The following is a 14962-nucleotide window of genomic DNA, read 5'->3' on the forward strand; positions in this document are numbered from 1 at the left end:
AAAAAATGGCTTGGACTTTGGAATGTTGAACGCTCGTAAATGGTTGGCTGTGATTGCCGGGGTGGCTTTGGCCACGGGGGCTGCTGTTGCCCATGGGCAGGCACAGCCAAAGCATCCGGTCGTGTTTGACAGCCTGCAGAAGGGCGAGTGGACCGTTCGCTTTCGTGATGGTTCGCCCGCACGCAAGATTTGCCTTCGCTCAGGCGAGGAATTGATCCAGCTCCAGCACCAGGAACGCAATTGCAGCCGTTTTGTGGTGGATGATGCGCCGGGACTGACGACGGTGCAGTATACCTGTCGCGGAAACGGCTACGGCCGAACAAGCGTCAGGCGCGAAACGGCCACATTGGCTCAGATCGAGAGCCAGGGTATCGCGGGCGGCCTTCCCTTCCATTTGGTGGCCGAGGCACGGCGAACCGGCAGCTGCGAGTAGTCATCGGGCTGAACCTCACCCTTCCGCCAGGGACTTTGGGTTTGCATCCGTTGAGCCAAACGCTAATCCGGATCGATGACTGATAGTGGGCATTTTGAGGCCGGGCCGGCTTTGGTCCTGCTTTCCGGCGGGCTTGATTCCATGGTTACCGCAGCAATTGCGAAGGAACGCGGGCATCCGCTCCACGCGCTGTCGATCGACTATGGTCAACGCCATCGGCGCGAGCTGGAAGCGGCGAAGCGGATCGCCGAGAAGCTGGGGGTAGAACGTCATATCGAACTGGAGCTCGACCTGCGCGCTTTTGGCGGGTCGGCGCTGACAGCGGATATCGATGTCCCCAAGACTGGAGTTGAGGCATCGATTCCGGTGACCTACGTTCCGGCCCGCAACCTCGTATTTCTTTCACTGACTGTTGCCGCAGCAGAGGCGGCCAATGCGCGCGATATCTACATTGGCGTCAATGCTCTCGACTATTCGGGTTATCCTGATTGTCGTCCGGAGTTCATTTCCAGCTTTGCAGAAACAGCGCGGTTGGGCACCAGGGCCGGAGTAGAGGGCCAAGCTTTCCAGATTCACGCTCCGCTTCAATACATGACCAAAGCGGACATTGCGTCAGAATGTTCCAGGTTGGGGTTGGATCCGGTCTGGAGTTGGTCGTGTTATGATCCCACGGAAGCGGGAACGGCATGTGGATTGTGCGATTCTTGTCGACTGCGAAAAAAGGGGTTTGCCCAAGCGGGCGTTCACGATAGCACCCGCTATGCGGCTTGACTGGCCGCCGCTTTCAGGAGAATTGCATGTCGGAACAGGCCGCTCGGCACGAGTCCGCCGAGATCGAAGCCCAAGGGGTGCCTGCCTATAGCTGGTACGCGCTAGGGGTTCTGGTTCTCGTCTACGTATTGAACTTCATCGACCGACAAATTCTCTCCATATTGGCCAATGACATCAAGGCAGACCTGGGCGTTGATGACGCTTATCTCGGCTTTCTCTACGGCACCGCTTTTGCCATTTTTTATGCCCTGTTCGGCATCCCGCTAGGGAAGCTGGCGGACAGCTGGAAACGTGTTCGGCTTATGGCCATCGGCCTGACGCTTTGGTCATCAATGACAGCTTTTTCCGGTTTCGCGCGCGATACAGCTACACTGACTGTGGCCAGGGTGGGGGTAGGGGTTGGCGAAGCAACTGCCAGCCCTTCGGCCTATTCACTGATCTCGGATTGGTTTCCTGCGCGACTTCGCGCCACCGCGCTCGCGATCTATAGTTCGGGGCTTTATATTGGAGGAGGCATCTCGCTCCTTATCGGCGGCTTGATCGTGGAGCGATGGAACGAAGCCTTCCCCGATGGCGGGCCGTTCAATCTCGCAGGATGGCAAGCAGCATTCATTGCGGTAGGTCTGCCGGGCCTGCTCTTGGCGCTTTGGGTATTGACGCTCAGGGAGCCGATCCGCGGAGCCATCGATGGCATAAAAACCCCATCGGACCCGGCGCCGTTTCGTGGTTTTGTGACGGAGCTTCTGACTGTAATTCCGCCCTTCACGATTCTGGGTGCCGCACGGCGAGGCGGAGGTGCATTGGCGCTTAATGTCTCCGTTCTGGCAATTTCATTCGGCATTGCGAAACTGCTTACTGAGTTGCTCGATTCGGGTGAGGGATTGATCTACGCGCCGATCACCGATCAGTGGACCCTGCTGGCGATCGGATACTATGCGGTATTCTGCTGGGCGAGTTCGCTGCGGAGCCGCGACTTGCCGACTTTCCGGCTGACCTGGGGGTCTGCGGCATTCATGTGCACGATTCTTGGATACGGCACGGTCGCATTTATGGCTTATGCGAGTGCGTATTGGACTGCACCTTATGCAGAACGCGTCTTTGATATTGACAAGGGGAGCCTCGGGTTCTGGATCGGTGGACCGAGCGCAGTAGCGGGATTTCTTGGGGTCACGCTAGGCGGGCGTGCAGCCGATTGGCTGTTTGAGCGCGATCCGGCCGGGCGCTTGTATGTGGTGATGTTTGGCCTGGTGAGCCCGGTGCCGGTGGCATACTGGCTGTTCACCACTGACAACCTGACACTTTTCTTCATCCTGGCGTTCTTTGCTCAATTCCTAACCGCCTCTGCGCTCGGGGCCGCAGCGGCGACGAGCCAGTCGCTTGTCTTGCCGCGGATGCGCGGCGTCGCAACGGCGACCTTTTTTCTGGCCACTACCTTGGTTGGCCTGGCCTTGGGGCCCTATCTCGCCGGCTATGTTTCATCGATCAACAACGAGGACCTTTCCAAGGGCGTAATCTCCACCCTGTGGATCATGCCAATCGGCGTTGCCCTGGTTACCGGAGCTATCAGGCTGGTCCCTCGTGCAAGTGCGACATTGCTTTCGCGAGCCAGGGCTGCTGGGGAAACAGGAATTTAGGCAAGGAAGGACTCATAAGGGCCTAGCCAGGCGCTCGATGAGTCCTGAGTCCAATTCAGATTCGCGAGAATAGCCCAGAAGCTAGCTTGCGGGGTTGAGAACGGCACAAGCAATGCGTGGACCGGCATTCCCGGCCGGATCGGTCATATAGTCGTCCCGGCCGGCGTGAATCATGACTGAAGTTCCGTCTTCGTCGAATATTGCGGACTGGATCGAGGCCAAGTCGCCATCGATCACAATTTGCTGGGCAAGTGAGCCCGTGCCAGGGATTTCGATGTTGGGCAGATCGCCCAGATGTTTTCCACCTTCGCTCAGGCTTCCATGTGTTGCGCCCGATGGATTGAGGTGACCACCTGCTGACACGAACTCAGGCGCTTCGCAAAGACCGTTGGTATGAAGGTGGATTGCGTGCTCACCTGACCGCAACCCCGCGATTGAAAAATCAATGATTGCAGCACCTTTATCCTGGAAGAAATGAACAGTTCCCAATTCCGCTCCATCTCGGTCCATGAATATTCCCTCTGCGAGGACTTGTCTTTCCGCCCCAGCTTCAGTCGGTTCTCCGCTGTTGCTGGGTACTCCACATCCGGCAGTCAGGCTGATGAAGACGGACGCAAATGTTGAAATACTTCTTCGCATGTCACTTACCTTATTACTCCCATGCCTTGCCTATAACGTAAAAGGGGCCGGATTGCTCCGGCCCCTTTCAGAGTTTTCAGCTTTCTGACGAGAGCCGAAGCTTACATGCCCGAACCGGGGCCGTAGGTTATTTCAACCCGACGGTTCTGAAGTTCGCGCACACCATCTTCGGTCGGAACGCGAGGCTGCGATTCGCCAAAGGCTTCGCTGGCAATACGGTTGTCAGGAATGCCGCGCCCGCCCAGGTATTCGCGGACCGAAGCATTGCGACGTCCTGCCAGCCCCATGTTGTAGGTCACCGTACCCGAACGGTCAGTGTGCCCTGCCAACATCACGCTTGCCGTGCCGCAATCGGCATAAGCGGTAACAGCGTTATCGAGCACCGTCGCGGCTTCCGGCGTGATGTCCGATTCGTCCCAGTTAAAGAAGACGATGTACGGGCCCGTGTTGCATACCGGAGCCGGGGGAGGCGGCGGCGGCGGCGGGGGAGGCGGCGGCGGAGGAGGCGGAGGAGGTGGCGGCGGAGGCGGAGGAGGAGGTGGTGCTTCCGCGCCGAAATTGTAAATCAACGAACCCAGTATAGAGTGCGTGGTAATATTGGTTTCGAGCGCACTGCCAGTCACATCGACAATGTTCACGTCGGGAGCGTTGAAGTAACGATACTTCAGGCCAACATCCCAGTTCCCGCTCAACGGCGCACGAATGCCAGCCAGAACCTGCCAAGCGAGGCCCGTGTCCGAGTCATTGTAAAGACCCGGGCCGCTGGAGTCGATCGTTCCCGTGAGATCCGAGCGCGCAACGCCAACACCCCCGCCGACAAAACCCTGAAGTCCGTCATCAGGCCCAAAGTCGAGCAAACCATTGAGCATGAAGCTCAGGAAATTGCCCTTGCCCTGGCCTTCGAAAGTTCCTTGACCGGTGTCGATTGTATCAAGATCTGCCTCGCGGTAGCTGGCTTCGGATTCAAGCCGGAAACCGCCAAAATCATAGCCGACCACGCCACCGAAATCGAAACCTTCGGTATGATCCACGGTGATAGAGGTATCTTTTACATTGGCATCTTCAACGAGCATCACGCCGCCATCAACGCCAACATACCATTGGCCATCGCGGGCAAGTGCAGGCGTGGCAAGCGCTGTCGACGCCATTGCCAGTCCTATGACAAGTCTGCGCATAGTTAAATTCCCTTTCTCACGTACAAACTAAAAGTCGTAGTTTCTTCTAACCTCTTGGCGGGGCGGAGGCAAGCAGACATTAGTTTGGAACTGTTGCATTAAAGCTTCATAGGGCGAGATCATGTGATCCAGCGCCTATACAATCCCGCTAGGGTTGGAACGTCCCGATATCAGGTTTGGTTCCCTCAACTACTTGGCAAAATCCCTTGCGACTGTAGCGCTGAAAGGAGGCCTTCGATCGCTTGGCGCGCCTCAGTATCCACGGTCGCACCGCCGGTCGGAATTGCGACCGCAACAGAAGCATTCCACGTACCGTCGAACAGGTGATATTGCCCTTGGCTGATGTTGAATACCCGCATGCCTGGAACGGGATTGAGAAAGCTCCAGGCGCCGGCCGCAAAGAAGGCAATGGAATCAATGTGCCCCGCCCACTCTCCAGTGGGTGCCGTATCTACCAGCCAGCATTCCCCCTCGGCTGGCGTCGACGGCGGAGTTGAAGCCAGCCCCATTACTGACATGTGCATCAGGACATCGATCAGTACATGTGCTTCATTGACGAAAAACTCTTTTTGCGCCTGGCCCGCGAATAGTAACGGTAATGAGAAGCGGGGTGTAGTGCTGTTGAAGATGCTTGGTTGGGTCATTGTACGCTCCGCTAAAATTCAAGTAATACTGGCAATGAAAGTTGCTGGAGATTTGCCGTAGGTACCGATTTGTCGAACCCACAGCGCTTCGGTGCCATGGATGGCGGCGAGTTGGGTGATCGTCGCAACGTCGATCAGCAGCTCGGCTGTGGTAACGGTCCAGTCAACGAGCGGCGTTTCCACTGGGCCGAGCCCGATCTGGTATACCTCGCTCTCTTCAACCAGCGGCGTGTCAACCAAATCAGGCCAGCGCCATTGGCCGCGCCCACGCCTAGCCCAGCGCAAGTGCCAGTCACCATTCGCTTGCAACGTCATGCGCGCATGGACCGGAGCGGGCGGATTGAGAGAGATGCCGCTTGGCTGCAATCGGCTGACTACGGGCTGATCGTCTCCAAGGCCGATCGCTGTAACTTGCGCGGCAATACCTGCAATCAGGCCTGCGTCGAGCTGTATTAGCGTATCATCCAGCAGCACGACTTCGCGCCCGGCCGGATGTCCCGCAAGGGCATGGTGCTCGGTTCCGCCGCGACCGCGAAGCAGGCCGGAAAGCTTCCAGCGTGTCTCGGTCAGTTGTTCGGCCTCCAGGAACTGGACAACTTCAGCTCCTATCAGGAGCCTGTTTGCGCCAGCTGCCAATCCGGCGGCGGTGCTGGACGCAAAGCCCAGATCGCCTGCAATCAGCTCGACCTCGATAATCGAACGCTGTTCAAGGATTTGCGATTTTGACGCAGCAAGCGGCAAAGCCAGCGTTCCGGCTACACTGCGATTCCGGCTTGTTCCCACGAGCGGCAATAACGCACCTGCTTGATCAAGATAAAGCGAGGCCCCTGGCCAACCTGCATTTTCTGCGGAAAGCGCCGCAAAGTATGCCCCGTTCGCACCCGCGCCCGTTCCGTCCTGTGGCAATTCGAAGGTCCATAGCCAGCTTGACGCCCAAGGTATGTCTATCGGGAGCATCGGTGTGCCCGGATCGGCCTGCAAGCTGGTGGGACTGGCCGGCACAATGCGTTCCAGCGCCAACTCGACGCCGCTGTTTAGCCATTCCCAGCTCGCGATCACCCAATGACCGGGCTGCCCCGGCAACCTGACGATCTTTCCCGGTATCAGCTCAGGGTTCAGCTCAGCGATGCGCCAGGTCAGCTGCTCTCTGCGCCAGCGAGCATCCTGCGCCATCTTCAAGCTTAGAGACCGTGCGTCCTGTGCTGCCAGTGTGCCAGGGAATTCGACGGTGCGCTCCAGGCCTTTTCGCGGGTCGCCGAGCGCCCGTTGAATTCCGATCTGATAATCACGAGCCGGATCATAATACCTGAGTGCATTAGGGCCCCCGGTGATGCCGGTAGCGCGCGTCCGTTCGCGTCCCTGGTTGGTAGTTGACGTCCGCGTTTCCCGGACCGTAATCTCCTCTGGCAATTCGATAATCTGGACTTGATCAGTGGACACCCGATTCAGCGAGAGGCCCTTTCCATCGGCAACGCTCGCAATATCGAAAACCTGATCGACGATGCTTAGCGTCCCTGCGAGATCTCCCCCTTCATCGGAAAAGCCAAGCAATTCCGGAAGCTCACCCAATGCGCCGACCGCAATCGTATCTGGCGCAATGTCCGATAGGGCGATTGGCCCTTGCTCGTCGGCGAAGATTTCGAAAGTCAGCGCCGGAATGCGGTTTCCGAAATCGCCGAGCGCCAGATTTTCAAAGACAACATAGGCAAGGCCGCGAAACGCCGGTGCCTCTAATCCCAGTGCAGCCGAAATCAGCGGGTCGGGCAGTTGGTCGCGATACCCATTGTAAATTCTCAGCAGACCTCCCGCTTTCAGGTCGCCTGCGTTGCCGCGCAGCAGATTGCCATCAGCCCAGATCCTGCCAACTGATTGTATCGGCCTGCTCGACAATGCCACTGCGAAGGAAATCGAGTAGCTGAAGCTTGTCGTCTTCGGCTTGCCCTTTCCGCCGCCGCTGGTCTCGCTTGTTTCGACGAGCTCTGTGGCCCAGATCACCGTTCCTGAAGCCCGCACACGGCCGAAGTGGCGGGCGACCGGCTGACCATAGCTGGAAGTCGTCACGGAGAGCTCTTTCAGGCGGGGCCCGGCGCGGGCGGGGTTGCCTGCGATCGCGGCATCGATCTGGCGCCCGGCAAGCGCTCCTATCGCCCCACCGAGCGGGCCGCCGGCAAAGGTGCCGGCAGCGGTAAGCAATATAGTTGCCATGACTGGAAATCCTCAGATGTTGGGCTTGATCCGCCAGCGTCTCGCAACCGGCCAGGGCAGTGGCGAGAAGGTTCTGACCACTCTGCCAATCCCGGCATCGGCGTGGACAAAGGAGCGCGGGGTTTCGGCGATCAGCAGGTGATGCTGCGTGGGCCCGGGGATTGCCATCACGACGTCGCCGGGCAGCAAGCCGCCTGAAACTTCCACCATGTCACCCGCCGCGGCAGCTGCCAGCTGGCTTTCGATCGAATTGTTGCGCAAGCGGTAGCCCATTGGCAATTTGATCGGGTGTCCGCTTGCCGCAAGTGCGCAGACAACCAGGCCGACGCAGTCGAGGCCGTGGCGCGGATGCCTGCCGTGAAGGCGAAAACGAGTGCCGATCATGGCCGCAGCCGCTTCGGCGACACGCCCGCCCGCCCTTGTCATTGCGGTTTGGGGTATCGTGCCAGCAGGTCGTTGCCGGGCAGGAAAGGTTCACCGCGAAAATTGACGCTGTTGGAAAAGCGATTGCTGCAAGTTTCGAAGCGATGATCGCAGCCTTCTCGGAGCTCGACCGGAAGTTGCTGCGCGGTGCCGGTTGCCAGCGGCCGATCGAGCAAGAACCCAGATGCGTCGACAGCAATGATGCAGAATACCAGGCCGGTTTGCGGGCCGGTTCGAAAGCGGAGCTGTCCATCGAGAAATTTCGATGGGGTGATGCCGTTTATTTGCACACGGTTCGCATCAATATCGATGCTGCTGGTTGATTTTAGCTGTGTGAAGCGTTGAGCGGAAAGGCCGCAGTTCTTGTCGCAAAAACCCGCACGACATGTAGGGCTGGTGCGCGGGACAAGATCGCGTTCGAGCAGTGCTTTTGCTGACTTGAGTTCGGCAGTAAAGGCGCTGCGTCCTTCTTCCATGCGGCCAAGATTACCGGCGAAGATCACGTCGAAGGCCAGGCTCTCCCAATTCACCGCGCCGATCTCGATGGTCGCTTCGTCGAACAGCCCGGCTTCAAGGTCGAATTGGCTGATCGAATCATGCGAGATCGCACCTTGTACTTCGGCACTGTCCGGTGACAGGTCACGGGTGCGGCGGATGGCAGATGGGACCATGCCTGGAGCAGCACGGTGCATCAGTCCCGCGAAGAACAGGTCGCGGTCGTGGCTTGTAAAGCCAAGCGTCACACCGTCGCTGCGATAAATGCGCCAGAATGTTGCGACAGGCTCAAGCTCTTGCTTGAAGAAAACAGGCATCAGATGGCCTCGCGCACTTCAACCAGCGGGATGCTGGGGGCTTCCCCTGCCAGGAAATTGAAGCCCGAAACATCGATCCGGTCTTCGGCGAAGCGAACGGGAATGTTGAACAGGAAGCCAGCACGCACCTCTGCGCCGCTAGCTGGCGGTAAATCGAACTCGATCTTCCCGCCTTCCAGAAGCGACCAATTGAACACTTCGGCACCATCAACGCTTACCCGTATTGTGCTGCTTTGAGGGCGGCTGATGGGGCGGACTTGCGGGTCGCTTTCGCCATAACGCTTCACCAGTTGAAACTGCGATATGCTGCCGTCGCCCGTGCCGAGCAATTGGTCATTGGCTGTGGCGCTGTCGGTCATACCGTTGCTGCTGAAATCGAACGTATCGCTGATCAGGAAGGCGCGCGCTGCACCGCGCCGTGCGCGGAAAAAGGCAATAAGCTGTGAAAGTTCCTTTTCTGACCGAATCCCGGGTCCGACGTCGAAATGGAGCCGGGCATCAGACCACAGTGTGTTGCGCCGCTCATGCCCTGATGCGGTGACCAGTACCGAGGTGGAAAATTCGGGGCTGACGCTGGCAGCCCGCCCAAGCTCGAAGGGATAGAGCACATTGTCGAATGCTTGCATGGTTTCCTCTGCTGGTGGAGCAAGTCGGGTGTAGCCGTCGCGGGCAATTTGCGGCAGCGCCCAGACAAAGCGACGCGCAATCCCACGCGCCCTGGCCTGATCGAGGCCGCGATCGATCCGTGGCCACAGCAGCTCAGCATCAGCCGGGTCGAGCACGAACCCGGCGAGATAATCCTGCTTGGTGATCGGATAGCCCAGTCGCTCGTCTATTTCGGCATAGGCTGCCTTGCGCAGGGCATCGGCGCCGCTGGTCAACCAGTCATAATCTTCAAGCTGCAACCGGTCATACGCGGGGTAGGCCCAGCCGCCCGGCAAATTGGCGCGGCGCATTTCGGGCATCTGCGGATCGAGTATGGTGGGCGTGAAGATGAGCAGCCGGATTTCCGCCGTGTCCGATGCGGCGTTTCGCACTGCCTGGGCCAGATCGGCAGTGGCTTGGGCGAGCAGCACGCCAGCCTGATCGAGCAGCGCTTGCTGGGCCGTGTCGAGCGGCGCGCGCATGTCGGTAATGATCGGCGGCGTACTACCAAAGGCGGTTGTGGCGGCGGCATCGTAAAAGCATGGCCGCCCATCGGCCATGACCCACCACCAGGGTTCGCCGATCTGGAATTTGGCAGTCTGAAGTGCTGCCTGCTGGAGCGCTGTGAACTCTGCTGCGGCTTGCTGCAACCAGGCCATCGCGGCGCCCGAGGCAGGCGATAGCAGTGAAGAAGGCGGGACCCACCCGGTTTGCGCGGGCGTGCCGTCGTGCGCACGCTGTTTCCAGTCGTCGGGACAATATTCATCGAACAGCTCGAAGGACAGTGAAGTGATCGTGTCAAAGCCGAACTCGCGACAAGTTGCGAAGTAGCTTTGATGCCATTGGGATGCGGGCGTGCAGAGCGCGGCGGGTTGAGCGACTTTGAGTGAAGCTGATCCTGCGCCATTGAGGCGGGGAAAGTGGCTCATTCCCACATAATGGATCACCTCCTCGCGGTAGCCGAGCCCGAACATGTTGCGCACCAGGCGCGCGGGGGTTTGATTGAAGGCATCGTCATAGGCTGTCGCGAGCCCTTCGCCATGTTCGGGCAGAAACACGTCGCCGATCTCGAGCATGGCGTTGTGACCATCGCAATTGATCCCGCTAACGAGTGCATGACCGTTGGCACGCTGGGGAAGCGGCTTGGTACTGGATGCGACATAGCCGGGCGGGACGAGCGAGATGAACATGCGGTCTATCGCGGCTGCATTCACCGGGTCGCCCGGCAGGAACCAGCCCCCGCCCAGATTCGAGAATGGCAGGCTGATTTGCGCATCGGTCGGCGTGCCAATGGCATAATTCCACAGGCGCACGAACCACGTCCTGGCATTGCCCGCCTGGTCGCGCCCTTCGATCGTCAATGTCGGACCGTTGGCCTGATCGAGCGGGATCAAGCCCGTCGACTGCCACCTGAAAGACAGTGTGGTGCGCGAATAGTCCAGGCTGGTTTCATAGGCGAGAAGGGGGTGGTCGAGTTTATCGACGCTCTCCCAGATAAGGCCGGCCAATTCTCCCTCGTGATGGAACTCGCAATCGACGCGCATGCTGTCAGGCCCGGTGGTAATGACCGAAGCCATCGCCGGGCGCGGAAAATCGATCGTCCAGAAACGTGGATCGAATCTCTGGATGAACGAGCTTTGCTGTTCGCGGCGGCTGCGCGCTAGCCAGAATGCCATCGCCCTTATTCCTTCTCAGACTTCCTGCAACGCACGGCGTACGGCGCTCGCGAGCTGGCGCGAGGATCGCTGCAGCGCAGTGGGTGCAGATGTTCCGGCAGGAGCGCCGAGCTGGATCGCTACCCTCACGTCACGCACAGGCGATTGGCCTGAGGGCAAGGGTTCGACACGGCCTGCGCTTGTCGGCAGGAACAGTTCCGGGCCGCGTTCGCCAACCAGGTACCCACGCCCGGGCGAAACCGGCCCGCCGGTTGCACGCCCCGGCAAGCCGAACAGGCCGCCCAGCGCGCTGCCAAGCAGCCCGCCAATTCCGCCGCCGCTGCCCGAACCGAAGATCGAACCCAGCCCGGTCTGGATCGCCTGCGCGGCGATCTGGTCTAGCGCCCGGAAAGCCGCCTGCTTGAGATCTTCGAATCCCAGGCTGCCCCTGCGGATGGCGCTCAGCAGCCCGCGCTCAAGCAAATTTCCGGCGCGATCGAAGCCATCGACCAGCGTTGTGTCCAGCGACGAGCGCATTTTGGCCAGGTCGCTTGCGAAACCATCCGTGGTTGCGCGCACGTCGATCACTAGCTCTTCAATCGTCTCTTCCATTGCGCTCGCTTTCGATCAGATGTTCAAATTCACTGCGGGTAAGCGGGTTTTTGCTGTCGGCATCGGGATGGCTCAGCGCCATCAGCAGTTCGTCCGGCGTGGCCTGCCAGATCACATCCGGGGTCCAGCCGAGACACTGCGAGGCCAAGGCAATCCAACGCGGCAGTTCGTCGGCCAGCCGGTCACTCACTGGCGGCCCTTGAGCACCTGGGCGAAGATCGCGCGAAGCGGCTTGGCGGCTTCGACCATGCCCAGGTTGAGCACCGCTTCGCCAATTGCCACGCGCTGCGGCCGATCTTGCGGCGGCAGGCAATGCCAAACCAGGCCCGCAATCTCGGAAATCTTGAGAGAGCCTTGCGCCGCCCGATCAATAATGGCGAAAAGCGAGCCGAGCTCTTCCTCGGCGGCAACAAGAGCTTCGAAGCTGGGCCGGAGCACGAAGCACTTGCCGCCCAGTTCAATGCTGGCTTCGCCACGCAGCGGGTTTGCCGGTTGGATCATGCCGCAACAATCGGGCCCGAGCTTTCCAGCTGGAGCGTGTAGTTGCGTTCACCGTTGAAATCCCCGGCGTAATCCAGGCGCTGGACCAGGAAGCGGCCTTGCAATTTGCTCCCGTCTTCGAAGGAGAGCTCATAGTCCTCGACGGTTCCGGCCAGAGCATGGCTGCGGACGGCGTTTTCAGCGGCGCTACCCAGGAAAATACCGGCCGCGCTGACTGATACCGATCGGGTGCCCGCACCGGAAAGCAGATCGCGCCAGCCGCCGGATTGCTTGTGCGTCACGACCACCGTGTCGCCATTGATCGAGAGCTGCGTGGTCCGAAGGCCGGCAACAGTGTCATATACGGGGGGCTGCGCGCCGTCCCCGATCTTGAGCAGGAAGGCAGAACCCTTCTGAGCGGTCATCGCGTGTTACTCCGTTAGTTGGCAAGGATACGGAACCGGTATTCGAGCAGGACTGCCCGCCGGTTGTTTGGTCTGCGTTCGCTTCTGGCGCGCAGAAATCGCGCGCTGATCACGGCAAAGCTGCCCTGCAGTTGCGGCAGGCTTTCGATGCGCTGCTCGACTGCTGAAACGAGGCTGGCATCGGCGAGCGGATCATCGCCCTGCGTCGCCAATTCGAGCGCCACGCGGATTTCGCGTCCCGTCGCATCTTTCGTGCTCCAGTCGGTCGAAGCGGAAGCGGCAATGCCCAGCCACGGCACGCTCGATGACAGCGGACTTTCTTCTTCCACTGCATTAAGCGATGAGAGGGCCGGATCGGTGCGGAGCCACTCGAGAAGGGCGGCTCTCAGCAGATTTTCCATCACTTTCGGTCTTTCAGAATTGTCGGCCAGAGCAGCTCGGGCAGGTACCAATGGTCATGGTTCGATTGCGCCTCGCTGCCCACAAGGCTTGCCCTTGCCGCGGTGAGCCGCGCTGCGAGGCGTTCAAGCCGCTGAACGGCCGCGGATATTTGCGCCGCGGCATCGGTTGCAATCATCGAAGCCTCAGGCGTTTCCAGGGCCGCCACAGGGCGGCAACGCTGGCCGGAGGCCCGTCGCGGCCTGCCGCATCTCGGGTAAGATAGTGATGCGCGGCAAGCCGGATGATGCCATGTTTGAGCGCATCGGGCAGCGCGCTCCACTCAGCTGCGATTCCAGCCACAAATGTCACAGCAATTGTGCCGCTTGAAACCGGCTGGAGCAGGCGAATGCTGCCAATCCCCTCCGCTGATATATCGATTTCATACGCGGCGGGATCGATCGGCACCTGCGTTCCGTCGACTGCCATGGAGTTGACCGCAGTGATTGCGCGCACCGGCGCAGTGGTGAGGCAAAGCCAGCGTGCCGCAGAAGCGTGAACCTCTTCGCAGACCGATTCGAGCGGCATCTGGCCGGTAAAGCCCTCGCACAGTTCAAGACTGGCATGGAGCAAGCCGACAAGCTGGCTGTCTTCAGCGTCACGGGAGATGCCGAGCCACTGCTTGAGGTCATCCAGGGCCGCGCCGGTCACATCGGCAGGTTGGAGGATTGCCCGCTTCATCTTTTTCTCCGTTCATCATGCATTTTCGTGATGCCAGGGGCGCCCGCACCTGCCGGACATTGCTGTCGCTGAGCAGCGGCGGTGCGGGCGCAGGGGCCAGCCGGGAAGGAAGGGGAAACCTTTGCCCGGCCGGAGGCGTCATCAGGCCTCGATCTTGAGCAGCTTGATTGCCGCGCTGTCGAGCACCTGTCCGCCGATCCGCTTGGTGGCATAGAAGTGGACGAAGGGTTTGTTGGTATAGGGGTCGCGCAGGATCTGCGTCGCGCCGGATTCGGCAATCAGATAGCCGTGGCGGAAATTGCCGAACGCGATCGGGAAGGCGCCAGCCGCGATATCGGGCATATCCTCTGCCTCGACCACCGGATAGCCCAGCAAACGGTCCGGCTGGCCTTCGACCATGCCCGGCTGCCACAGGAACGCGCCGTCGGCGGTCTTGAGCTTGCGGACTTCGGCCAGGGTGGCGGAATTCATCACGAAGCTGGCGCCCTGCCGGTGGCCCGATTTCATAGTGTGGATCAGGTCGACCAGCCTGGAATCTGGTGCGGTGCCAAAGCCCGTTGCGCTGCCCGATCCGATATACTGGATCGTGCCGAAGGCGCGCACGGCGTCCTCGGCAATTGACGTCGGCGCGGTCAGGAAACCGGCAGGCTGGTTGCTGCCGGTGCCATTGACGAAGGCGGCACCTTCGGCGCGGGCAAATTCCATTGCGATCTCGCGCGACAGCCAGCTTTCGATGTCGAAGCCGGCATCGTCCAGCATGGCCTGGCTTGCTGCCGGATTGGCGTAAAGTTCGCCGGTGGGTGGGGCGATTTCGACAAATGCGGGCGTGCCGGTTTCAGGACGGGATGCAGTTTCGCTGACCCAGCCTGATGCAGTGCCGCCGGTGGCAACCAGCTTGCGATAGCCCGAGCTGCCGGTCTGCACGACCTGGGCGATGGCACGGATCGGACTGATCTCGGCCAGTTCGCTGACGATGCGGGCATCGACCTCGTCGGGCACGGCATAGCCGCCGTCGGCCGGGGCCGTCCCGCTGATCGACTTGATCTCGCTTTCGCGGCCGGTGCGAAGATAGCCATCGACAAAGCCTTTGACTTCGCTCGATGCAGAGCTGGAGGATCCGATAGCGGGCCGTGCGGCGGCGCGCGAAACCCTGTCGAGCCGGGCTTTCACTTCATCGACGTCGGATCGCAGCGTAGCGACCTGTTCTTCGACCTGATCCTGGCGGGTGACAATATCGAAGCTTTCTTCGAGCTGGTCGACGGAGTGCGTGGGCGTGTTTTCCATGGGGCA

17 protein-coding genes are annotated in these 14962 nt (G+C 60.1%); 3 read left to right on the forward strand and 14 right to left on the reverse strand.

Going from position 1 to position 14962, the window contains the following annotated elements:
* Nucleotides 1–22: 22 nt before the first annotated feature.
* The 3 genes from ACX3VQ_RS07690 to ACX3VQ_RS07700 all read left to right on the forward strand — a co-directional run bounded on the left by ACX3VQ_RS07690 (nt 23) and on the right by ACX3VQ_RS07700 (nt 2838).
* Complete coding sequence (locus ACX3VQ_RS07690; RefSeq protein ID WP_462580287.1) at nt 23–433, forward strand: DUF3617 domain-containing protein; 411 nt, start codon at nt 23–25, stop codon at nt 431–433.
* 75 nt (nt 434–508) lie between these two features.
* A complete protein-coding gene (queC, locus tag ACX3VQ_RS07695; RefSeq protein WP_462580288.1) occupies nt 509–1204 on the forward strand; it encodes a 7-cyano-7-deazaguanine synthase QueC in 696 nt (231 codons plus the stop codon).
* Nucleotides 1205–1230: 26 nt separating this feature from the next.
* Nucleotides 1231–2838, forward strand: a complete 1608-nt coding sequence (locus tag ACX3VQ_RS07700; protein WP_462580289.1) for an MFS transporter — start codon at nt 1231–1233, stop codon at nt 2836–2838.
* Between the two features lie 81 nt (nt 2839–2919).
* Here ACX3VQ_RS07700 and ACX3VQ_RS07705 read toward each other — a convergent pair whose 3' ends face one another.
* The 14 genes from ACX3VQ_RS07705 to ACX3VQ_RS07770 form a co-directional block, all read right to left on the reverse strand.
* Nucleotides 2920–3348: a superoxide dismutase family protein gene (locus ACX3VQ_RS07705; protein WP_462580290.1), complete on the reverse strand. Its 429-nt coding sequence runs from the start codon at nt 3346–3348 to the stop codon at nt 2920–2922.
* 230 nt (nt 3349–3578) lie between these two features.
* A complete protein-coding gene (locus ACX3VQ_RS07710; RefSeq protein WP_462580291.1) occupies nt 3579–4652 on the reverse strand; it encodes an OmpA family protein in 1074 nt (357 codons plus the stop codon).
* Between the two features lie 185 nt (nt 4653–4837).
* Nucleotides 4838–5296, reverse strand: a complete 459-nt coding sequence (locus ACX3VQ_RS07715) for a DUF2793 domain-containing protein (RefSeq protein ID WP_462580293.1) — start codon at nt 5294–5296, stop codon at nt 4838–4840.
* A gap of 18 nt (nt 5297–5314) precedes the next feature.
* Nucleotides 5315–7501, reverse strand: a complete 2187-nt coding sequence (locus ACX3VQ_RS07720) for a GTA baseplate fiber-binding domain-containing protein (protein ID WP_462580294.1) — start codon at nt 7499–7501, stop codon at nt 5315–5317.
* A gap of 12 nt (nt 7502–7513) precedes the next feature.
* The gene (locus ACX3VQ_RS07725) at nt 7514–7927 is read right to left on the reverse strand and encodes an NlpC/P60 family protein (RefSeq protein WP_462580295.1); all 414 of its coding nucleotides are present in this window, start codon (nt 7925–7927) and stop codon (nt 7514–7516) included.
* Nucleotides 7924–8736 carry a DUF2163 domain-containing protein gene (locus ACX3VQ_RS07730; protein ID WP_462580296.1) on the reverse strand — a complete coding sequence of 271 codons (813 nt, stop codon included), beginning with the start codon at nt 8734–8736 and terminating at the stop codon, nt 7924–7926. Before ACX3VQ_RS07730 ends, ACX3VQ_RS07725 begins: the two co-directional genes overlap by 4 nt.
* Entirely contained in the window at nt 8736–11057 is a 2322-nt protein-coding gene (locus ACX3VQ_RS07735; RefSeq protein ID WP_462580297.1) for a DUF2460 domain-containing protein, read from the reverse strand. Before ACX3VQ_RS07735 ends, ACX3VQ_RS07730 begins: the two co-directional genes overlap by 1 nt.
* 15 nt (nt 11058–11072) lie before the next feature.
* Nucleotides 11073–11648, reverse strand: coding sequence for a tail tape measure protein (locus ACX3VQ_RS07740; RefSeq protein WP_462580298.1), 576 nt, complete (start codon nt 11646–11648; stop codon nt 11073–11075).
* Nucleotides 11632–11838 carry a phage tail assembly chaperone gene (locus ACX3VQ_RS07745; protein WP_462580299.1) on the reverse strand — a complete coding sequence of 69 codons (207 nt, stop codon included), beginning with the start codon at nt 11836–11838 and terminating at the stop codon, nt 11632–11634. Before ACX3VQ_RS07745 ends, ACX3VQ_RS07740 begins: the two co-directional genes overlap by 17 nt.
* The gene (locus ACX3VQ_RS07750) at nt 11835–12149 is read right to left on the reverse strand and encodes a GTA-gp10 family protein (protein ID WP_462580301.1); all 315 of its coding nucleotides are present in this window, start codon (nt 12147–12149) and stop codon (nt 11835–11837) included. The genes ACX3VQ_RS07745 and ACX3VQ_RS07750 overlap by 4 nt, the downstream gene beginning before the upstream one ends.
* Nucleotides 12146–12553: a phage tail tube protein gene (locus ACX3VQ_RS07755; RefSeq protein WP_462570612.1), complete on the reverse strand. Its 408-nt coding sequence runs from the start codon at nt 12551–12553 to the stop codon at nt 12146–12148. Before ACX3VQ_RS07755 ends, ACX3VQ_RS07750 begins: the two co-directional genes overlap by 4 nt.
* A gap of 14 nt (nt 12554–12567) precedes the next feature.
* Nucleotides 12568–12954: a DUF3168 domain-containing protein gene (locus ACX3VQ_RS07760; RefSeq protein WP_462580303.1), complete on the reverse strand. Its 387-nt coding sequence runs from the start codon at nt 12952–12954 to the stop codon at nt 12568–12570.
* Nucleotides 12955–13126: 172 nt separating this feature from the next.
* A complete protein-coding gene (locus tag ACX3VQ_RS07765) occupies nt 13127–13672 on the reverse strand; it encodes a head-tail connector protein (RefSeq protein WP_462580304.1) in 546 nt (181 codons plus the stop codon).
* Between the two features lie 141 nt (nt 13673–13813).
* Complete coding sequence (locus ACX3VQ_RS07770; protein ID WP_462580305.1) at nt 13814–14956, reverse strand: phage major capsid protein; 1143 nt, start codon at nt 14954–14956, stop codon at nt 13814–13816.
* Nucleotides 14957–14962 lie beyond the last annotated feature (6 nt).

The organism is Altererythrobacter chaiwopuensis, assembly GCF_054957735.1.